Raw genomic sequence first — 20114 nt, forward strand, 5'->3', positions numbered from 1 at the left:
AACATGAATAGCAAAGATAAAATTCATTTAACCTTGATGGCCAGGATACCGGAGTTCATTAAGGAAACCGGTCAGGTAACCAGGTTTACAGGGCGTTTTTTTTCTACAGGATTGAAACCCCGTTTTGAGGTAAAGGAGCTGCTGGCCCAATGTTATTTCATTGGTTACCAATCCCTGCCATTAATCGGCCTGACGGGGTTTATTATGGGACTTGTGCTGACCATGCAGTTAAGGCCCTCCCTGGTTAGCTATGGCGTAGAATCTGAGCTGCCGGTGATGGTGGGTATTGCCATTGTCCGCGAGATCGGCCCGGTGATTACCGCTTTGATCTTTGCCGGCAAGATCGGCAGCAGTATCGGCGCTGAGTTAGGCTCCATGAAGGTAACTGAACAGATTGATGCCATGGAAGTAAGCGGTACCAATCCCTTTAAGTATTTGGTAGCCACAAGGGTATTGGCCGCAACTTTAATGTTGCCCATACTAACTATACTAAGTGATGCGATCTCCCTGTTTGGCGCTTATGTCGGGGTCAATATCCGATCGGTAACGAGTGTTCGCCTGTTTTTTACACAGGTGTTTGATAGCCTGAGCTTTGGTGACCTTGCACCGGCTGTCATCAAAACCTTCTTTTTCGGATTTGCAGTTGGTATTGTCGGATGTTACAAGGGTTATAATTCCAGTAAGGGGACCCGTGGTGTGGGAACTTCGGCCAATACAGCCGTTGTGCTGGCTTCCGTACTGATATTTATCATTGACCTGCTGGCTGTGCAGCTCACTGATGTTCTTGGACTAAATTAATGGGTTATGGAAATTTCAACCGGATCATCAATGTCGGAAAAAAAGATACCAGAAGATCGGGAAACGGTCATCGAGATTGAGCATCTCTGTAAAAGATTTGGGGAAAATGTCGTGCTGAATGATTTTAACCTCAAAGTATACCGGAATGAAAACGTGGTAGTGCTCGGTAAATCGGGCGCAGGGAAATCAGTCCTGATCAAATGCGTCATCGGGCTATTAAAACCAGATAGCGGAACAATTCGGGTGCTGGGTAAAAATGTACCTGAATTAGACCATGAAGACCTGGATAAGATCCGTACAAAAATTGGATTTCTTTTCCAGGGAAATGCGCTTTATGATTCCATGACGGTCAGGGAAAATCTGGAGTTCTCTCTACGGAGACAGTGGATCAAGCTGCCGCAGACAGAAGTAGATGCCTTGGTGAAAGAAGCCCTGGGAAATGTAAGCCTGCCACATACGGCAGATATGATGCCTGCGGAACTTTCCGGTGGCATGCTGAAAAGGATCGCGTTGGCCCGCACCCTGATCCTCAAACCGGAGATCATCCTGTATGATGAGCCAACAACGGGGCTGGATCCCGTAACCGCCAGGGAGATCGATAATCTCATTATAGCTCTCCAGAAAAAATACCACACCGCTTCCATCATTATATCGCACGACATGAACTGCGTTAAAAATACAGCAGACCGGGTGGTTTTACTGCTTGACGGAAAGTGTTATGCTGAAGGCACCTACCGGGAATTGGAAGAAGCCGCTGATGAAAATATTAAACAGTTTTTTGAGTAAAACACGATGACAAACCAAGGAGAAAATAATATAAAATTGGGCTTATTTACATTGGCAGGGCTGGTGGTGCTCATCTTTTCCTTTTATATGATCGGGAAAAATCACAACCTGTTTGGAGGTGATTTTGAAGTGAAAGTGCGCTTTTCTAATCTGAACGGATTAATAGCCGGGAATAATGTACTGTATTCCGGGATCCAGGCCGGTACCGTAAAAAATGTCGAATTGCTTAACGACACTGCGATCGAGGTGACATTATCGATCGACCCTAAAGTGAGTGCATTTATACATCAGGATGCCATTGCAACGATTGGAACCGAAGGCCTGATGGGTAACAAGATCATCAATATTCAACCCGGGACGGGTAAGGGGCTGGTCATCAACAAGGGCGATTACCTGAAAACCAGGAAAGCTGTAAATACAGATGCCATGCTGCAGACGCTTGATAAGACCAACAATAATATTGCATTGATCTCGGAAGAATTAAAAAATACAGTGACCCGCATTAACCAGAGCAAAATATTTGAGGTGCTGAATGATCAGGAGCTTGGCTCTGGTCTCCGGTCTTCTTTGGCAAACATGCACCAGGCAACAGCAGATGCGCGGGATATGGCCGCAAACCTGGATCTTATGGTGAAAGGTATCAGAGGAGGAAAAGGCGCGGCTGGACTTTTGCTGACGGATACGGCCTTTGCCGGAAATTTGAATAACGCGATGCAGAACGTCAGGATGGTTAGTGATAATGCCAACCAGGCGACCATTCGTTTGAATACCCTGATCAATAGTGTCAATCAGGACCTGTCTTCGAAAAACGGCTCCATGTATGTATTGCTCAAAGACTCCGTGGTGGCCGGCCAGCTGAGATCAACCATGAAAAATATCCAGGATGGAACTGCCGGGTTTAACCAGAATATGGAAGCACTGAAACATAACTTCCTGCTACGGGGCTATTTTAAAAATCTTGAAAAGCAGAAAAATAAGAAACAATAATTAAAATTTTAACAGATGAAAAATACAAATGGTATAGGAAAACATCCTCAGGTTTACCTGGTGGGTGGTGGTATAGCCTCGCTCGCTGCTGCAGCATATTTTATACGTGACGGAGAAATCCCGGCGGATCAGATCACGATCTTCGAAGAAATGAACATCGCGGGGGGCAGTCTGGACGGCGGCGGAACACCTGAAAACGGGTATGTACTGCGCGGTGGGAGAATGCTTAACTTCAGTTATCACTGCACCTATGACCTGTTCTCTTTTATACCTTCCCTGACGGATCCGGATGTGACCGTTCTGGAAGAAATTAAAGCGTTTAATAAAAAGATTAAAACACATGCCGGTGCCCGTGTAGTCGAAGGCGGCCGCATCATCGATGTGTCTTCTATGGGATTCAGTAACAAGGACCGCCTGGACCTGATGGAAATGATGGCCGTAACCGAAGGTTATCTGGGTGCCCGGCGCATTGACGAATGGTTCGAGCCCGCTTTTTTTAAAACCAATTTCTGGTTCATGTGGGATACCATGTTTGCATTTCAGCCCTGGCACAGTGCTGTGGAGTTTAAACGATATCTCCGCCGGTTCCTGCATGAGTTCAGTCGGATCAATACGCTCGCGGGTATAGATCGTACGCCTTATAACCAGTTTGATTCCATGGCTAAACCATTGATCCGATGGTTGAAAAAACGAGGTGTCAGGTTTGAAATGGGTGTTCAGGTAACCGGTCTTGATTTCCGGGATGAGGATGAAAAAAAAGCCGTTGAACGCATACATTATATCCAAAATCAACAGGAACTGGAAATCAGTATAACCTCGCGGGATCTCGTGCTGGTGACCATTGGCTCGATGACGGCAGATTCCAGTTTAGGCACCATGCATTCGCCGCCCAAATTGATTACCGATAAAGAAGATAGCAGCTGGAGATTGTGGGAACAAATCGCCCAGCATAGCTCAGAATTCGGCCGTCCCTTTGTATTTGACAACCGGGTGGATGAGTCTAAATGGGAGTCTTTCACCGTGACCTGTCAGGGTACGCAGTTCTTTGACCTGATGGAAGGGTTTTCCGGTAATCCCGCGGGTACCGGTGCGCTGGTCACTTTTAAAGATTCCACTTGGCTGATGTCTATTGTATTGGCTTATCAGCCGCATTTTATTGGTCAGCCTGAGGAGGTGACCGTGTTTTGGGGATACGGTCTGTACCCGGACCAGGTCGGTAACTTTGTTCCAAAAAAAATGGCGGATTGCAGCGGGGCGGAGATCATGACCGAATTGCTTTCTCATTTGCGGTTTGACCATGCCAAAGAGCAGATCATCAACACCTGCAACTGTATTCCATGCATGCTGCCTTATATCACCAGTGAATTCCTGACAAGGTCTAAAGGTGACCGTCCGGAAGTGCTTCCCGATGACTCGGTAAACCTGGCTTTTATCGGGCAATTTGCCGAAGTGCCGGATGATACGGTATTTACCGTCGAGTACTCGGTAAGAACAGCCCAGACGGCAGTATACAAGCTGCTTAAGCTTGATAAGGAGCCGGTGCCCATGTACCACGGCGGGCATCATGCTGAAGTTTTGTTTGATGCCATGAAAACCATGCTTACGTAAATCTTACTGATCATCAATAGAAGAATGCAGGCCCTGGGCCTGCATTCTTTGTTTCAGGCGATCTTATCGCCAGCTAATTCTTCGTTCCAACGCCATGGAAAACAATTGTTATCCGTACAATTTACGCGCGGAAATGATCATGATCACGATGATGATTGTAATGATGATCATGGCAGTTAATCCGCTGATCCAGGTTTTATCTTTTACCATCGTTTTGTGTTTTATGGGTTTTACTCCTGTTAATGCCCTGATAAAGATGGAGATAAGGACACAGAATGGAAATGATCCTGATCAGGGTTTAACTGTATATTGCCTTGTTTTACAAGATGTTTATCATCTTATTGTGTAACGGCAGCCATTTTTTTCACAGTTGATATTCTGGATTTTTGGATATCGCCTTGACGGCTGTTGATCACTAACCAATAAACAATTATGAATACGAAAACATTAACGTCGAAAGTAGCTATTGTAACAGGAGCCGGTTCGGGTATAGGTAAATCCATTGCCATGGCCTTTGCCCAAGCGGGCGCCAGTATCATACTTGCTGATAACCGCCAGCAGAACATTGAAGCGGTAGCCGATGCAATCCAAAAAAAGGGAGGGCAGGCGACCTGCTTTACCGCTGATATTTCCAGGGAGGAAGATGTCAGCCTGTTAATGAACTTTACCTTACAGACATATGATAAGCTGGACATCCTCGTCAATAATGCCGGGATTATGGACAATTTTACGCCAGTTGCCGAAGTCAGCAGCGAACTATGGGAAAGGGTAATCGGTGTCAATCTGAATGGCCCGTTCTATACCTGCAGAACTGCCGTGCAGCTGTTTTTAAAACAAGGCTCAGGTACCATTATCAATATTGCCTCTATCGGTGGCTTATATGGCGGACGTGCCGGCTGCGCGTACACGGCGTCCAAACATGGTTTGATCGGGCTGACGCGAAATATCGGATACCAATACGCTGAGAAGGGAATCAGATGTAATGCTATTGCTCCCGGAGGCATTAATACAAACATCCTTTATGGCAAGGAAAATGACCCCTTCGGTTTTGAAAGGATGAACGCCGGTACCGGAAATATGCCCCATTCCGCCAACCCGGATGTTATCGCGGAACTGGCCTTATTCCTGGCTTCTGAAAAATCTTACTTTGTTAACGGTACGGTGATCACAGCAGACGGTGGCTGGACGGCTTATTAGCCTATAATGGAATAGCCCTCTTATCCAAAGATATAATGATTAATGATTCCAGCCGGGTTTAACCATATCCGCTCAGATAATGCCGCCGTTCTTATATCCGGCCTCAGCTTGGTTTTATGTTGGTCTCCATTGCTGCAGCTCCCGGATGACCGGCGAACTAATAACTTTACATTCATCTCCTTGTACTGAATCATCGGAGACCTCTTATTTTCGGGATAAAACCTCGTTAATATGATAAAGCGCCATCCCCAGATTTTGATCCATCGCGTAAATATCTGTATAATTGATCAGCCTGCCATCTTTTACTTCACAGGTAAGATAGGTTATTTGTAATGGTATCGGTTGTCGCAAATTAAACTGCTTTTTTCGATAAGATGTTATAGCCTGTTGTAAGGCACTTACTTTATTTGAGCTTTGATCATTTTCCAGGATCAAAGCGGCAAGCTGTTCTGGGTGTTCAACCCGGATACATTGATCCCCAAGGTCCCGCTCTGTTTGTCGAAATAATTCCCGGAAAGGGGTATCGTGCAGATAAATATCATACACATTCGAAAAACGGAAAACCAATAAGCCCAGCACGTTATCGCAACCCACGGATTGCCGTGCGTAAAACGACTGCGGGTGTTGCTGGATTTCCAGTAACCTGGCCATTGTTGGTGCGACATAGTTTCCCTGCGGATCATAGATGACATACTGATTTTCTTCCAAATATTGTATATTCTTAATGGCTTGAGGCAATAGTTCTTCTACAAACATCTTTGAAGGCACCTTCCACTCCGGGCAAGTGATAAAGTAATCCAGTTTGCTTTGCAGGGTAGGGGTTGGTGTGGAGGGTTTTCCTACGATCACTTTAAATTCATCCAGAACCCCCGCGCGATAAAACTTCAGGCTATAGGAAGGAATGTTGACCTGGATATAGTTGTCTTTTTCGGGCGTTATCCAGCGTAACCGTTCCATGTTGATGACAACTTTGAGTATCTCTCCCTTTGGTTTTTGATAGCAGCCATTTGGGTAAGGTCCTATGAGGAGTTGAAGCTGGTGCTTTAAATCCTGATAAGCGCCCGATAAGGGCTGTGCTGTTTCCAAAGTCCGTTTAAACTCTTTACTACGTAGCGCACTCATCAACAACTGCGGTGCATTAAAGCTGTTTGTTGCCGTGGTATCGAGGTAATGAGACGGAAAATCGGGATTCAGCTTACCATAATGCATATTGTTGATCATGTACAGTAATGCGTCTGTCAGGAGGATATCAAATCGGGATTTCTGATTATTCCCTGTTTGTCCGAAATGGACCCGGAGATAATGCAGCTTATCGGCTAAGAGCCCGCCGGGGTGATAGTCATCATAAGCAAGGCCATATTGCAGGGCACAGTCCAGCATCTGCATGGCCTCCGTGGCCTGTGTCCGGACAGTATCCGGCGCGACCCACAAAAGCCGGTAACCATTCTGTTGATAACAGCGTACTACCGAATTGGGATAATATAAAACCTCTTTGTGGTTTCTTATCTGATTTTTTATGGATTCGGCTATAGGAGTATCCACGGGAGCCAAAAGGCGTAGGCTGTATAAGCTGGAGGTTGAGGCCCGCAGGCCTACCGGCAAAATCAAAATAACCAGGTAAGCGGACAGTCTTAAATTGTCATAAAACCTGTTTCCTGAACGGATGTGTTTGGTATCCTGAGTTTCCATAACGACAAATATTTATTGCTGTAAATATCCCGCTTTGAACCTCTTTAAATAATGATGATCATCATCACTAAAGTTGATAGTCAGCATCCTTTTTAATCGCTATTAGCTTCTGATGAACTTGAATGGAAAAGAAACGGAACCGGGATCTCCGGTTCCGTAATGGACAGTACTGTTACTTTAGCCGTTAAAGACAAAGCGTGCTGTTTCATTTACCGAAACAGGAATAAATTCCATCCATCGGGTAGTACAAATATCGGTAAAGGACTGTTTCTGAAACCTGTAATGGATCATACATCGGATTGATCTTCATCATTTTATTGAAGGTTGTTTTTTTTCTATTTTGCCAGGCTGATGCTATTTTGAACAGCATAGAAATGAATACCGGTCGAATTTATCACGGTTGGGTTATCCTCCTAAGTTGTCTTCGACGCTAAGGCTGGTCTGATCCCCGTTTCAATAACTCAACCCAGATCACCGATAGTATACCTACTACCGAACTGACGGATAACTGGGCAGGGCTTAACGATTCAAATCCAAAAAACGTTGACAGGGGATGGATATAAAATAATGATCCGGAAATCACGATCGTGATGCCAAGCACAACAGGCACCAGGTTATTCCTGTATTTAATGGTGGTGAACAGGGAATAATAAAAGGAACGGTTTACCAGGGTGAGCAAAATATTGGCAGCGATCAGTGTACTGAACACCATGGTGCGCGTAGTATTTTCATTGAAATGCCGGGATACCGCAAACTGGTAAATACCTAAAGTACCGGCCGTGATGGCCAATCCCTGAATGACACTTGTAAAGAGTTCCTTACCGTTAAAAAAGGTTTGGGTGAATGCCCTGGGTTGCTGCATCATGGTATTCTTTTCCATAGGTTCATTTTCATAAACAATGGAACAGGTAGGCCCCATGATCAGTTCGAGAAAAATGATATGTACGGGTGAAAAAATATTGGGATATACCCAGCCGAGGAACAGGGGAATAAAAACGGTGAGGATAATAGGGATGTGGATGGATATGATGTACTGGATGGCCTTTTTTAGATTGGCATATATCCTTCTGCCCATGGCTATCGCATCAGTCATTTTTGACAGGTCATCCTCTACAAGGATGAGTGACGCCGCTTGTTTGGCGATCTCTGTTCCTTTTTTGCCCATCGCAATGCCAATATGCGCGGCTTTTAACGCGGGCCCGTCATTTACGCCATCTCCGGTCATAGCTACAATCTGGTTGTCAGTCTTCAGGGCCTGAACCACCCTCAGCTTCGCCTCCGGGAACATGCGTGTAAATACATTGATTCGGAGAACTGTTTTCCGGAACTCCTCATCGTTTTGCGTCATTAACACCGCGCCGTCTATACATTGATCATATCCCCTGAATCCGATCTGTCTGGCGATGGATGTGGTTGTTGCCGCGTTATCGCCGGTAATGATCTTAACCGTTAATCCTGCTTTATAGAATGTTTTCAGCACCTCCGTAATGTTTGCCTTTGGAGGGTCATAGAAAGCAACGATCCCTTGAAAGGTAAATCTGAATTCCTGCTGGCTGTCCGGGAACTCATGATCGCCGAAAATGGCTTCCCCAACGCCTAAAACCCGGTAGCCGTCATCAGCGAGTGCGGCCATGGCTGCCAGGGTATGTCGGCGCTCCTCGTCGCTTAGTACACATAAACGCATGATGGCCTCCGGAGCCCCCTTCGCGGCAATGACCCGGTGTCCGGAACCATCAGCGAAAATATGGGTCATCATAGGCGGTTTGCCGCCCAGCGGGTATTCATGGATCATATGATAAAATGGCCTTTCATCAGTCGGAAATAGTTGCGCGTAAGTATGATGGAGAGCGACCTCCATCGGGTCAAAAGGCACAGGTTCACTCGCCCACATGGCCATCCTGATAAGTTCCCGTTCATTTGTGTCAAAAAAAGCTACATCGTCTGTAATGCGGTTTGATCTCAAAGTGAAGACACCAGCCAGGCTCATCCTGTTTTCAGTGATCGTTCCTGTTTTGTCTGTGCAGATCACCGTAGCGCTGCCGAGGGTCTCCACGGTTTTCATTTGTTTGACCACGATCCCCATTTTCATCAAACGCCAGGCACCGATGGCCATAAAAGTGGTAAAAGCCACCGGTATCTCTTCCGGTAAAATACTCATCGCCAGCGTAAGCCCCTTCATTAGGCTATCCAGAATGAGGGCCGAACGATAATAATTGATGGCCCAGACAATCAGGAATATGACAACACCGGCAATCACCATCTTTTTGACAAAACTTCCGATCTGTAATTCAAGTGGTGTCTGCTCGTCTGGTATGGATTCTAAACTTTTGCCGATTCTTCCCAGGCTTGTTTCGTGGGCAATAGCTGTTACCGTAGCAATGGCCAGTCCGCTGGTCACTGTGGTGCCCCGGTAAATAAAATGGTCACTTTGTCCTGGATCTTTATAAACGGGTAGTGATTCCCCGGTAAGAATGGATTCATTCACGGAGAAATCGTTTGACTGAATGATAGTGGCATCGGCCATAATGGCTACACCTTCTTCGACAACCAGGCTGTCCCCGACGACCAATTCCTCTGCCTTTATACTTACTGTTTTACTGTTCCGGATAACCCTGCAACTGGCTTGCGTATAGTTCCTGAGCTGTTCCAGCGCGTTACGGCTCCGGGAGTCCTGGTACAGGGAAATAGCAGAAACCAGTATGATCGCAGCCGCCAGGAAAAATCCATCGCCGGCATTGCCGCTGACAAAATAAATCGCTGAGGTTGCCAGCAGCAGGAGGACCATAGGCTCTTTGGACAGGCTTTTGAGCGCATCAAAGAAGCGATTAGCTTTTTTATAAACCATGCGGTTAATACCGAATTGTTTTCGGGCTTCGGTTACCTGCGCATCGTTCAATCCGCTGATGGCGGCCATTTTTGCGATTAGTGATCCGGAACGGATCGTAATAGGGGGAGTTTCCATCATTTGTTTTTTAAGCATCGATCGGACATCATTTAAAGGATTGAATGATAAAAAGCCTATGTTTATATTTAACAGGTAGGCTTTATATAAACGGTTTTAGACCATCGTTAAAACTGCTGCTCCGCTGATCTGACCCTTCCTTAATTTTTCAATAGCTTCATTGGCCCGGGCAAGCGGGAATACAGTTGTCTGCGTATGGACAGGAATTGTTTTCAATATATTGAAGAAATCCAGGCCATCCTGACGGGTCAGGTTCGCCACCGATTGGATTATCCTTTCCCCCCAAATGAGGTCATAGGAAAAGGCGGGGATCTCGGTCATGTGAATACCTCCGCAAATAACCTGTCCAGCCTTTACCAGTTGTTTTAAAGCCGCAGGGATCAGTTCACCAACAGATGCAAATATCATAGCGGCATCTAATAGTTCAGGAGGCGCTTCAGTACTGTTGCCGGCCCAAACGGCTCCTGATTGCTTGGCAAATTGCTGTGCGGCTTCATCGCCGTCACGGGTAAAGGCAAAAACTCTTTTTCCTTGCGCCCTGGCTATTTGAATGATAATATGCGCCGCGGCGCCAAAACCGTAAATTCCTATATTGATCGCAGAGGGGGCGATCATCCGATAGGAACGAAAGCCGATCAGCCCGGCACAGAGTAAGGGCGCAGCTGAAGCGTTATCATAATTAACGCCAATAGGGAAACAATATCGTGCATCAGCCAGGGCGTACTCTGCATAACCGCCATCAATCGTATAACCGGTAAACAGCGCATGATCACAGAGATTTTCCTTACCCTCTTTACAGTACCGGCAATTCCCGCAGGTATAACCCAGCCAGGGGACACCGACGATTGTTTTTAACGCCGGATGTTTCAGCCCTTTTCCCAATCCCGCTACCTCGGCAATAATCTCATGGCCGGGGATCAGCGGAAGTTTAGGCTGGTCAAGTTCACCATCCAAAATATGCAGGTCCGTCCTGCAAATACCACAGGCGACGATCTTCAATAATACCTGACCCTCACCAGGCTTTGGAACCGGTACCCGTTTAAGGATAAGCGGCTGCCCTGCTTTTTCAAATACCATGGCCTGCATGTAACCGGGAACTTTCATTTTACGCCAATTAATTTTATCTTAAATGATGTTTACACTTCGTAGCAATCAAATAACCGCACAGCAGTCTGGCGGAAATACCAGCAATGGAATGGTAATATGTTTGGCCAGCCGCTGCGTATGACTGCCCTGGATCAGTTTCGAAAGGAACTGATGGGGGCGGTGGACCATGGCCAGCATGTCAATCTGGCTGTGCTCATAAAGCCAGGTCAGGCCGCGATCCACATCAATGCTTTTGACATGGCGGTAATAAATTTGGGGGTAATTGACTTTATCCGATACTTCAGTCAGGAAATCATCGATCTCCCGTTGTTCAGTGTGGTTTTCATATTTTTCATCAGTAATATGACTAACGAGGATCTCCGCGTTAAAATAGCGCGCCATGCCTGCCAGGGAATGAATTACTTCAATATCCCCCTTGCTTAAATCGGTAGCAAAGGCGATCTTTTTAATAGGTTGGTAGGTAAAATCTCCCGGAATAAGCAAGACGGGGAAACTGGCTTTTTCGACCAGGTCACGGCTGTTGCTGCCCAGAAAAAAACGGCTGAGGCCGCCCGCGCCCGACATACCCATCACGACCAGGGACATTTTCTGTTCGTCCATTGTGTTTCTGATCACTTCAGTTACCGAACCAACCTCGCTGCTGTAACCAATAGCAGGCTGGTAAGCAGGTGGAAGGCCCTCCGCCTGTTCATCCAGTTTTCGTTCCAGCTTTTCTACGGATAGCTCCAGTTGTTCTGTCACAAAGCTTTTAATGGAGGTATAATCTTCCAGCGGCCAAGCGATTTGTGGCGCCATCGGGGCCTCCGCAGGGACTGAAATCGCACTGCATAACCTGATACCAGTTTTCATGCTTTTGGCCAGGTGCAGGGCGTAACGCGCTGCATTATTTGCTGGCGCAGAGAAGTCGGTGGGAACTAATATCGTTTTCATATAGGGTGGTTTTAAAGTTTTATCCTATACAAAGTTTGATCTTTTTTCCCGCCGGATAAATGCTTCCGGTCACCCGGATAGGTGATATCGGGCACAAAAGCTAACTGTGGTTTATACCATTGTTTATACCGGTTTGATCAGCATCAGCTCATGAACTGAGCGTGATCATTTTTTCAGGGTACAGACGCGTGCAATTTTGTCAGGCCGATCATTAAATCAATAGGATTATGAAAACAGATAAAGAAATTCAGCGGGACATCATCGACGAACTGCAATGGGAACCCATGGTTGATTCAACCGGAATCGAAGTGCGTGTTGATCAGGGGGTGGTTACACTAAATGGCCATGTATGTTCCTTAGCCGGGAAAATGATCGCCGGGAAAGTGGCCCGCCGGGTCAGGGGTGTGAAAGCCGTTAATACAAATTTGGAAGTGATGCTGTCCCCCGGCAATCAACTGCCCGATGGGTTGATCACCCAAAATGTATTAAATGTCCTGAAATGGCATACCACCGTACCCAAGGACCGGATACGGGTGAAGGTGGAAAATAGTAAGGTTTGCCTGGACGGGGATGTAGACTGGGCCTATCAAAAAGAAGAGGTCTGTAATGCCATTTGCTGCCAGAAAGGTATTAAGCAGGTAACTGACAGGATCTCTGTAAAACCTCAGCCTGACGCATTGCTCATCAAAGAGGGGATCGCTAAGGCGCTGCAACGTAGGGCGAACCTGGAAGCATCAGGAATTCAGATCGAAATACGCGGTGATCAGGTCATATTGAAAGGCCGGGTCCATTCCTGGAACGAGAGAACAGAAGCTGCACATGTGGCATGGTCTGCGCCTGGAGTATCCACCGTAGACGACCAGATCGTCATAGATTACGATTGAATGAAAAGGGATATTACCGCAAAGGGGTAGGAATACCCCTTATCTTTGCTATCAGCAGGAAAAGATCCGTTTTAGTGGTGTGGTAATCTTTTGCCAGTCTGTCGTTGGGCTCATCAAACCGGGCAGCAGTGCCCAATAAGACTTGATCCTCGGGGAGAATTCCCATGACGATCATTTGGTAACGTTTGAGCCGCTGGTTAAGCTGTCTGCCCGTTTCCTGCAGATCTGTTTCTAATTGGTAAAATTGCTTTCCTGCCCGTTTGAGTTTAGCCAGGTATGGTGGTGCCGACAGGCGGATGAAATAATCATCCAGCAAACGGAGCAGGAAAGCAGTTTCAATTTTATAAAACTCGAGGTCGGCCACCCGGCGTTGGGTATCAAGATATTGCTTGGTAAGGTCTGACATCATGTAATTATTGAAATGGATTTGAATAATTATCCGGAGATTTCGGATCAGTCAATTTTTACCTCGTTTTTAGCTGGTGGAACATGATTTGTTTTTTAAGATCGATAGCCAGTAAACCATGTTTGTATGAGGCTTTGATCTTTTCTTCCTGGACATTTTCCGGTAGCTTGAACGTGCGCGTAAAAGCCGTTTTGGAGAACTCCCTGCGGGTATAGCTTTCGTTTTCCTCTTTTTTCTCTCTGCTGGTTTCCGCGCTGATCGTCATCAGACCGTTTTCAGTAGAAATCCTGAAATCGTCTTTTTTAAAGCCAGGTGCCGCTACTTCCAGTTCAAAAGTATCTTCCTTTTCTTTGATATTAATCGCAGGTAAATGCTCATCGGAAAGAAAATGTTTGTCGATGGATCCGTCGGTGTTCCAAAAATCTTCCATCATGGACTTCAATGAGGTGGAGCCGTTAGTTTTTGCTAAAGTTGACATAATAATTTGTTTAATGTTTATAGGCCAAATTTCCTGTTATTCATGATGAATTGCTATGATCCGGATCAGTTCCTAATGTGATCCTCATCAGTATTACGGCTTTGTCGGCAAACTAATTTTACGGGATAATATAAACAGACTATTAAAGCCCACCAATCATGAACAATGAAAATGAAACGCCCCGTACCCCAGCTGTTTACTTACAGTCTTTTGGGGCCGCAGGAACGGTTACCGGTTCAAAACATTTGCTGCAAACACCTGACCTGAATATCCTGGTGGATTGTGGTTTATTTCAGGGCATCAAATCTCTCCGGGAAAGAAACTGGGAAAAGCCGCCCGCTGCACTTTCAACCGTCGACGTGATGATCCTTACCCACGCGCACCTTGACCATTGCGGATATATTCCTTTGTTTGTCAAAAACGGGTACCAGGGTAAGATTTATATGAGTCCGCCCACTCGTGACCTGACGGAGCTGATCTTGAGGGACAGTGCAAAATTGCAGGAGGAGGATGCCGATAAAGCCAACAGACATGGTTATAGTAAGCACCAACCCGCTGAGCCGTTATATACGACAACGGACGTAGAGCATGCACTGCAACAATTTGTCACACTGGAGCCGGGGCATACATTCCGTCTGAATGATGAGATCGGATTCCGGTTTTCTCCCGCCGGACATATTTTGGGGGCATGTTCCGTGGAAATCAATTGTTATGGGAAAATTATCGTTTTTTCCGGTGACATCGGTCGGTATCATTCTGAACTGCTTGCCTCGCCTGTTCATCCTGTTAAAGCTGATTATGTGGTCATGGAATCCACCTATGGGGATCGTTTGCATGGGGAGGCGGATCCCGCAGAAGCATTCGCCCGGGCTATCAGGGATACGATTTTTCAGCGCGGGAATTTGCTGATTCCCTGCTTTGCCGTGGGCCGCGCGCAGGATGTGATGCATATTCTATACCGGCTGAAAAACAGCAAAAGTATACCTCAGGATATTCCGGTTTTCCTGGACAGTCCGATGGCCGCGTCGGCGGGCCGGTCCCTGTTAAAATACCCGGACTGGGTAACCCTTTCGTCAGCGGATGCCGTACGTATGTTCAGCGGAGTGACTGTCAATCCGGATTATCATCATACGGAAAAGATCATCCGTCAGCTGGGGAGCAAGATCGTACTTGCCGCCAGCGGAATGCTTACCGGTGGCAGGGTACTGGAATATCTTAAACATTACCTTGGAGATAAAAGAAACACTATCCTGATGATCGGTTACCAGGCCGAAGGTACCCGCGGGAGGGCGCTGCTTAATCAGGCGCCGGAAATCAAGATCCATGGACAATATTACGCCGTCAAAGCACGGATTTTGGAGATAGGTGGTTTATCGGCCCATGCTGATCAGGGCGAACTGCTAACATGGATAAAGGGATTCATACCGGCGCCTGAGGCAGTCTTTCTCGTTCACGGTGAACCCAGCGCACAGGAGGCGCTCCGTATCAAGGTAAAGGATGAACTTAAGGTTCCCGTAACGATTATGAAAGAGGGCATTCCCCAATTACTATTTCCGATAGATCAGAACCAATTGAAAGCGCAAAGTCAATGGAGTGAAGCGGACAGGAGTTGAACCCAATAGATGCAGAATGGCTAAATTGAGGGAAACAGACACATGCTCCGGATCTGATCATTACGTGTGAATAATTCAGACTGCTGCAGTGGTTGCCCGGTGATAAAAATCCTGGCTTAGATCGATAATGTTTTCTTTAAGTGTCAGCTGTAGCTCATTCACGACATCCGCTGTAGTCTCACCTGCTGTATGACCTCCAGGCAGAGGGGGTATGGACAATTGGTAATCGTGCCAGTTGCCGATCGCTTCCTGTAGGCGGTCCAGGTAATCTTCATTCAACACGATGCCAGGCGTCGCCAGAACCGGTTGATAATTGTATAGCAGCACTTTAATCCGTTTTCGGCACTCATGTAATTTTTCGTTAAACTGAAGTGGTGACAATAATCCCGCAATTTCCCGGACTTGGTTTTGATAAAATCGGTATACAGCTATTTGTTTGATGGATCTTATATTTCTTTTTAGTTTCCGGTGTGCATTTTTGATCTTTTTTAAATATTTGCCGCTATTCTCCCTGAATTTCCTCACGGCTTTTTCTGTCTGAAGATCCGGATATATTCTTTTATTGGTTTTGGATCTGTTAGTTAATTTCAGTTGAATAAAGGTATTTCGCAGCTCTCCGGCCCGTTTAAAGATCTTTTTAACTGGTTTGAACTTTTTGTTCATATGGGGATGGGGTGACAGCCTGTCGGATAAGATAAAAAAAGCGCCCAGTTTTTTAACCTGGACGCGGAACCGGTGGAGATCTTCCTGTTCCCTTTTCTTTAAATAGGATTTAAGATGAGCCTTCATGCGCTTCCACTCGTTTTCAAAATAATGAACACCTTTCTTCCTTTTCATATGATCAAAATAGTCTTTTACACCAGATTGTTTTGATAAAACTACCTGACAAATAAATAACATTCGATGAGCATGGTCACGCCGGTACGCTGCTCAGGTCATCTAATTAAGTGATGGTCGTCATTTTATACCGCCGCTTCTTTTTGAACCTTTGTACAGATCGTTTAACGAATTATAGCAGTACAACCAGATGAATCGGATGGGAAATATAGGGAAGAAGGGCAGGGGTAAGATAAATCCATATGTACTATTTCTAATGGTGGAATTGCTGCTGCTTATTCTCTTGGTGATCTTTCACTTTTTTTCAACCCGCTAGTTTTTAGCTATAATCGTAAGGAGGCAAGATATGTTAGGTGAATTGACAACAAAGGAAATAGAGGACCTGTTAAGGCAACAGGTCACCGGTCGCATCGCCTGCTATGCGGATGGCCGTAGTTATATCGTTCCGATTAACTATGCGTATAACGGCGTGCATATATACGGGCATTCCGCCCAGGGAAAGAAAATTGACATGATGCGCAAGAACCCGGAAGTGTGCTTCGAGGTTGATGATATCCAAAGCATATTCCAATGGAAAAGTGTGATCGCGTGGGGCCGGTTTGAAGAGATCACGGATATGGATGAAAAGCAGCAGGCGATGCAGGCTATTATCCACCGGATCATGCCCCTGGCTGAAAATGCGCCGGACCATCCGTCACATGGTATCACGGAGAAGGAAAGCGATGTGGGCACTAATGTGGAACTCATTGTTTATAAAATTGCCCTGAAGGAAAAGACCGGGCGATATGAGTATTAAATCTTAACATTTAGCTCTGTTGTTCTTTCAGTTTCTTGCAACGGGTAAGCAATGGTCAACATACAGCTCATGTCTCCCCCAAAAAACACATCCATATTCAGCCCCTCCCGTATCGTGTTTTACACACTGTCCCTTATTGTTTTTTATTTTGGCGCCCGATATATCGGAAAATGGAATAACATCAGGCAGTTGCTCTTGGAAATGAGTACAGTGTGGCTTTTGCTGGCTGTAGCTGCCCAGTTCAGCACTTATCTGTTCAACATGCTGATGTTACGTAACTTACTGATGGGTGAAACAGGTACGGCCGGCCTCTTTACCCTTTTTAAGCTGTCGGTGGTCATTATGTTTATTAACCAGGCTTTACCAACCGGCGGCATCAGCGGCAACGGTTATATTTTCCGGCAGCTGGTCAAAAGAAAAGTTCCGCCTTCGCGGGTTTTTAATGCGCTGATATTGGAGTCCATCTGTTATTACATGGCCTTCTTAACCTTATTAAGCGTTTTTTACGCTTGGTATATGGGGCATGTACCTGTTGTGGCTCCCGTTATCCGGTATACGGTGATCACCGGGTTTGTTTTTTTTATCATCCTGGGAATCGCTGTTTTGCTGATCGCTGACAAACGGGCTGTGTCCTTCGTGCTGGATAAATTAAGCCATTTTGGTTTTATGAAGCGGTATATCGCCAAAGCCGGTCTGCTGCCTATTCAACAGGGTCATGCAGACAGCTGGAAAGTGCTGTTTGAAAACAAAAGGCCCGTCATCCTCGCCGTTGTCCTACAGGTTTGTATCCTTACTTGTGATTTGATAACCATATTGGCAATTATGCAGGGATTTCATATACAGCTGGCGGTCAGCCGGATCATGTTTGGTCTGTTGTTGACACTGGTAGTCGGCTCATTGCCGGTTTCGCCCGGCTCGCTGATCGCTTATGAAAGCGCAATGACTTATTTTTATACGCTTTTAGGCGTGCCCGTACATGCGGCGCTGATTATCACGCTGCTCTTCCGCTTTTTTACCTTCTGGTTGCCCATCCCCATCGGATTGCTACTATACCGGAACCTCCGCCGACAAAAAGCCTGAAAGCGCAAGCCCGAATAGAAAGACAGTGGTCATAACAAGAACACTTTGTCCGGTCCGGAAATGATTATGGTTTTTTGGTGTATAGCTTATCATAGTACTCATCGGCCAGGCGTCCGGATTCAAAAGCTGGTACGATGTCAGCGGCTGCTTTTTTAAGAAGCGTCAACCATTGCGCCTGGTTATTGTAATACATCGGCAACACGGTGTTTTCCAATACATCCATCAGGTTTTTGTTTTCCTGCAGGTCTTTTTCAACAACCGATAATGCATCCGCGGCCGGTTGAATCAGGAAACAATTGTCTTTGTCCCTGGCAAATTCAGGTACCCAGCCATCCGGCATGGAGACGTTAATGGAGCCGCTCATGGCTGCAGTCATACCACTTGTTCCTGAAGCTTCATGGTACAGCCTTGGATTGTTAAGCCAGACATCCGACCCTTTTTTTAAAAGGCCCGATAGATGTAGTTCATAGCCGGTCAATACAGCACACCTGACAAATTGTTTGGTACGGGTGGCGACCTGGTTAAACAATCCCATGGAGCTCTGGTCTTCCGGATAAGGTTTGCCCGCCCAGATTAACTGTACCGGGTAATCTGTACGATTGAGCAGGGCAACAAACCGGCCCCAGTCATCCATGATCAGATCGGCTCGTTTGTAGTCTGCAAATCGCCTTGCCCAGACAATCGTTAGTACATTTTCATTAAAAAGCTTACCGCATTGATCAGCTACTATTTTAAATAACACGCTTTTCAATTCTTTCTTTCTGATGACGATAGCTTCGTCATCATTAGTGGTAATGGCATTATCCAGTAGGGCATCTTTCCAGTATGCTTTGTTTTGGGCATTGGTAATAGCGGTAATTTCACAAATGTTCGGATTGCTTCCCCACATTTGCCTGCTCACATCAGCATGAAGTTTGGAAACACCGTTAGCCTTGCCTGAGAAACGAAGTGCCGCGAGGGTATAGTTAAATTCATCGCCGTCCATCCCCAGCAGCATTTTTACTTCATGCTCCTGCAAATGATAAAAGAAGGACATTTCCTGAAGCAAACTATAGCTGTGAGATTCATTGCCAGCCATCTCAGGTGTGTGCGTGGTGAATACCACTCGCTTTTTTACTTCTTTCAGGCTTTTGTATTGAGCATAAAGATAAAAGTTAAGCGATACGGAATGGCCTTCGTTCATGTGGTAAATATCAGGCGTAAGTCCTAAAATGTCCAGTAATGTAGCCCCTCCGATCCCTAAGACAATAGTCTGCGCTATTCTCGTCGCCTCGTTAGGGTCGTACAGGCGATGCGTTATCGAGCGTGAAAGTTCATCATTCTCCGCAATATCGGTGCTTAGCAAAAACAGCGGTGAGGTACCAAAGATCTTCGGCTTCAGGATATAGGCCTTTACATGTACCGGGGAATCATGAACGGCAACGGTAAAAATGATACCGGTGTCCTGCAAAAAAGTATAGTTTTTTTCGATCATTTCCGTTTTCATCAAAGCCTGACCATCCCTGACCTGGTCATAATACCCGTATTTCCATAAAATGCCGACACCCAGGAGGTTTTGCTTCAACTCATATGCACTGCGCAGGTGGGAGCCTGATAGGAATCCCAGGCCTCCGCTATAAATTTTCAAGGCTTGATCAATAGCGAATTCCATGGAGAAATAAGCGACGCTGGTGCTGTATTGACTGTTCGGCGTAAAGCCAAAAATTTCCTGTCGGGTCATCATCATACTGTTTATATTGTCTTTTACCGGGTATGCAGCGGATGGATTTTCGATCGTCCGGCCGATGGATATCAGTCCGAATGCCATGGCAGCGCTTCCCAAAGAACGCTGCCATGCCTGCGCCGGTTCCTATCCTGTTATCAGGATAGGGCCTTGTGCCAGGAGATCCAGCCCGCCTGAATTTAGTCATGACAAACATCCGTTTGAATGGACGTTTAAAGAATGATCCCGGTCAT

At 46.1% G+C, this 20114-nt stretch carries 17 protein-coding genes; 9 read left to right on the forward strand and 8 right to left on the reverse strand.

Going from position 1 to position 20114, the window contains the following annotated elements:
• Window positions 1-3: 3 nt before the first annotated feature.
• From BLR84_RS21295 to BLR84_RS21320, 5 genes are all read left to right on the forward strand, one after another.
• Window positions 4-798 (forward strand): MlaE family ABC transporter permease, encoded by a 795-nt coding sequence (locus BLR84_RS21295; RefSeq protein ID WP_218128414.1) that lies wholly within the window; start codon window positions 4-6, stop codon window positions 796-798.
• A 6-nt stretch (window positions 799-804) separates the two neighbouring features.
• Window positions 805-1584 carry an ABC transporter ATP-binding protein gene (locus BLR84_RS21300; RefSeq protein WP_255367008.1) on the forward strand — a complete coding sequence of 260 codons (780 nt, stop codon included), beginning with the start codon at window positions 805-807 and terminating at the stop codon, window positions 1582-1584.
• Window positions 1585-1590: 6 nt separating this feature from the next.
• The gene (locus BLR84_RS21305; protein WP_090472175.1) at window positions 1591-2571 is read left to right on the forward strand and encodes an MlaD family protein; all 981 of its coding nucleotides are present in this window, start codon (window positions 1591-1593) and stop codon (window positions 2569-2571) included.
• A gap of 15 nt (window positions 2572-2586) precedes the next feature.
• Entirely contained in the window at window positions 2587-4179 is a 1593-nt protein-coding gene (locus BLR84_RS21310) for an oleate hydratase (protein WP_090472177.1), read from the forward strand.
• Between the two features lie 432 nt (window positions 4180-4611).
• The gene (locus BLR84_RS21320; RefSeq protein WP_090472182.1) at window positions 4612-5376 is read left to right on the forward strand and encodes an SDR family NAD(P)-dependent oxidoreductase; all 765 of its coding nucleotides are present in this window, start codon (window positions 4612-4614) and stop codon (window positions 5374-5376) included.
• A 204-nt stretch (window positions 5377-5580) separates the two neighbouring features.
• On the opposite strand, the gene BLR84_RS21325 is transcribed toward BLR84_RS21320, so the two are convergent.
• From BLR84_RS21325 to BLR84_RS21340, 4 genes are all read right to left on the reverse strand, one after another.
• The gene (locus BLR84_RS21325) at window positions 5581-7065 is read right to left on the reverse strand and encodes a L,D-transpeptidase scaffold domain-containing protein (protein ID WP_090472184.1); all 1485 of its coding nucleotides are present in this window, start codon (window positions 7063-7065) and stop codon (window positions 5581-5583) included.
• A gap of 430 nt (window positions 7066-7495) precedes the next feature.
• The gene (locus tag BLR84_RS21330) at window positions 7496-10045 is read right to left on the reverse strand and encodes a cation-translocating P-type ATPase (RefSeq protein ID WP_255367009.1); all 2550 of its coding nucleotides are present in this window, start codon (window positions 10043-10045) and stop codon (window positions 7496-7498) included.
• 78 nt (window positions 10046-10123) lie between these two features.
• Window positions 10124-11131: a zinc-dependent alcohol dehydrogenase family protein gene (locus BLR84_RS21335; RefSeq protein ID WP_218128416.1), complete on the reverse strand. Its 1008-nt coding sequence runs from the start codon at window positions 11129-11131 to the stop codon at window positions 10124-10126.
• 48 nt (window positions 11132-11179) lie between these two features.
• Window positions 11180-12064, reverse strand: coding sequence for a universal stress protein (locus tag BLR84_RS21340; RefSeq protein WP_090472186.1), 885 nt, complete (start codon window positions 12062-12064; stop codon window positions 11180-11182).
• Window positions 12065-12291: 227 nt separating this feature from the next.
• On the opposite strand from BLR84_RS21340, the gene BLR84_RS21345 reads away from it, so the two are divergent.
• On the forward strand, window positions 12292-12948 hold the full coding sequence (locus tag BLR84_RS21345; RefSeq protein ID WP_090472188.1) for a BON domain-containing protein: 657 nt from the start codon (window positions 12292-12294) through the stop codon (window positions 12946-12948).
• Between the two features lie 13 nt (window positions 12949-12961).
• Here the strand turns inward: BLR84_RS21345 and BLR84_RS21350 are convergent, their stop codons facing one another.
• Window positions 12962-13357 carry a hypothetical protein gene (locus BLR84_RS21350; protein ID WP_143013964.1) on the reverse strand — a complete coding sequence of 132 codons (396 nt, stop codon included), beginning with the start codon at window positions 13355-13357 and terminating at the stop codon, window positions 12962-12964.
• 55 nt (window positions 13358-13412) lie between these two features.
• Complete coding sequence (locus BLR84_RS21355; RefSeq protein ID WP_090472194.1) at window positions 13413-13832, reverse strand: Hsp20/alpha crystallin family protein; 420 nt, start codon at window positions 13830-13832, stop codon at window positions 13413-13415.
• Window positions 13833-13990: 158 nt separating this feature from the next.
• Between BLR84_RS21355 and BLR84_RS21360 the strand changes: the two genes are divergently transcribed.
• Window positions 13991-15445 carry an MBL fold metallo-hydrolase RNA specificity domain-containing protein gene (locus tag BLR84_RS21360; RefSeq protein WP_090472196.1) on the forward strand — a complete coding sequence of 485 codons (1455 nt, stop codon included), beginning with the start codon at window positions 13991-13993 and terminating at the stop codon, window positions 15443-15445.
• Window positions 15446-15520: 75 nt separating this feature from the next.
• Here the strand turns inward: BLR84_RS21360 and BLR84_RS21365 are convergent, their stop codons facing one another.
• Window positions 15521-16282, reverse strand: a complete 762-nt coding sequence (locus BLR84_RS21365; RefSeq protein ID WP_176852121.1) for a CHAD domain-containing protein — start codon at window positions 16280-16282, stop codon at window positions 15521-15523.
• Window positions 16283-16628: 346 nt separating this feature from the next.
• On the opposite strand from BLR84_RS21365, the gene BLR84_RS21370 reads away from it, so the two are divergent.
• Window positions 16629-17078, forward strand: a complete 450-nt coding sequence (locus tag BLR84_RS21370) for a pyridoxamine 5'-phosphate oxidase family protein (protein WP_090472200.1) — start codon at window positions 16629-16631, stop codon at window positions 17076-17078.
• Between the two features lie 69 nt (window positions 17079-17147).
• Window positions 17148-18158, forward strand: coding sequence for a lysylphosphatidylglycerol synthase transmembrane domain-containing protein (locus tag BLR84_RS21375; protein ID WP_090472203.1), 1011 nt, complete (start codon window positions 17148-17150; stop codon window positions 18156-18158).
• A gap of 64 nt (window positions 18159-18222) precedes the next feature.
• On the opposite strand, the gene glgP is transcribed toward BLR84_RS21375, so the two are convergent.
• Complete coding sequence (gene glgP / locus BLR84_RS21380) at window positions 18223-19965, reverse strand: alpha-glucan family phosphorylase (protein ID WP_255367010.1); 1743 nt, start codon at window positions 19963-19965, stop codon at window positions 18223-18225.
• Window positions 19966-20114: the final 149 nt, after the last annotated feature.

The sequence above is a fragment of the Mucilaginibacter sp. OK268 genome, from assembly GCF_900103125.1.
GTDB lineage: Bacteria > Bacteroidota > Bacteroidia > Sphingobacteriales > Sphingobacteriaceae > Mucilaginibacter.

What these genes read in the sequence shown, in the direction of transcription:
- glgP (WP_255367010.1), bottom strand. Translation starts at nt 19,965, where the DNA reads ATGGCATTCGGACTGATATCCATCGGCCGGACGATCGAAAATCCATCC.
- BLR84_RS21370 (WP_090472200.1), top strand. Translation starts at nt 16,629, where the DNA reads ATGTTAGGTGAATTGACAACAAAGGAAATAGAGGACCTGTTAAGGCAA.
- BLR84_RS21335 (WP_218128416.1), bottom strand. Translation starts at nt 11,131, where the DNA reads ATGAAAGTTCCCGGTTACATGCAGGCCATGGTATTTGAAAAAGCAGGG.
- BLR84_RS21320 (WP_090472182.1), top strand. Translation starts at nt 4,612, where the DNA reads ATGAATACGAAAACATTAACGTCGAAAGTAGCTATTGTAACAGGAGCC.
- BLR84_RS21350 (WP_143013964.1), bottom strand. Translation starts at nt 13,357, where the DNA reads ATGATGTCAGACCTTACCAAGCAATATCTTGATACCCAACGCCGGGTG.
- BLR84_RS21310 (WP_090472177.1), top strand. Translation starts at nt 2,587, where the DNA reads ATGAAAAATACAAATGGTATAGGAAAACATCCTCAGGTTTACCTGGTG.
- BLR84_RS21365 (WP_176852121.1), bottom strand. Translation starts at nt 16,282, where the DNA reads ATGAAAAGGAAGAAAGGTGTTCATTATTTTGAAAACGAGTGGAAGCGC.
- BLR84_RS21375 (WP_090472203.1), top strand. Translation starts at nt 17,148, where the DNA reads ATGTCTCCCCCAAAAAACACATCCATATTCAGCCCCTCCCGTATCGTG.
- BLR84_RS21330 (WP_255367009.1), bottom strand. Translation starts at nt 10,045, where the DNA reads ATGCTTAAAAAACAAATGATGGAAACTCCCCCTATTACGATCCGTTCC.
- BLR84_RS21340 (WP_090472186.1), bottom strand. Translation starts at nt 12,064, where the DNA reads ATGAAAACGATATTAGTTCCCACCGACTTCTCTGCGCCAGCAAATAAT.
- BLR84_RS21325 (WP_090472184.1), bottom strand. Translation starts at nt 7,065, where the DNA reads ATGGAAACTCAGGATACCAAACACATCCGTTCAGGAAACAGGTTTTAT.
- BLR84_RS21305 (WP_090472175.1), top strand. Translation starts at nt 1,591, where the DNA reads ATGACAAACCAAGGAGAAAATAATATAAAATTGGGCTTATTTACATTG.
- BLR84_RS21295 (WP_218128414.1), top strand. Translation starts at nt 4, where the DNA reads ATGAATAGCAAAGATAAAATTCATTTAACCTTGATGGCCAGGATACCG.
- BLR84_RS21355 (WP_090472194.1), bottom strand. Translation starts at nt 13,832, where the DNA reads ATGTCAACTTTAGCAAAAACTAACGGCTCCACCTCATTGAAGTCCATG.
- BLR84_RS21360 (WP_090472196.1), top strand. Translation starts at nt 13,991, where the DNA reads ATGAACAATGAAAATGAAACGCCCCGTACCCCAGCTGTTTACTTACAG.
- BLR84_RS21345 (WP_090472188.1), top strand. Translation starts at nt 12,292, where the DNA reads ATGAAAACAGATAAAGAAATTCAGCGGGACATCATCGACGAACTGCAA.
- BLR84_RS21300 (WP_255367008.1), top strand. Translation starts at nt 805, where the DNA reads ATGGAAATTTCAACCGGATCATCAATGTCGGAAAAAAAGATACCAGAA.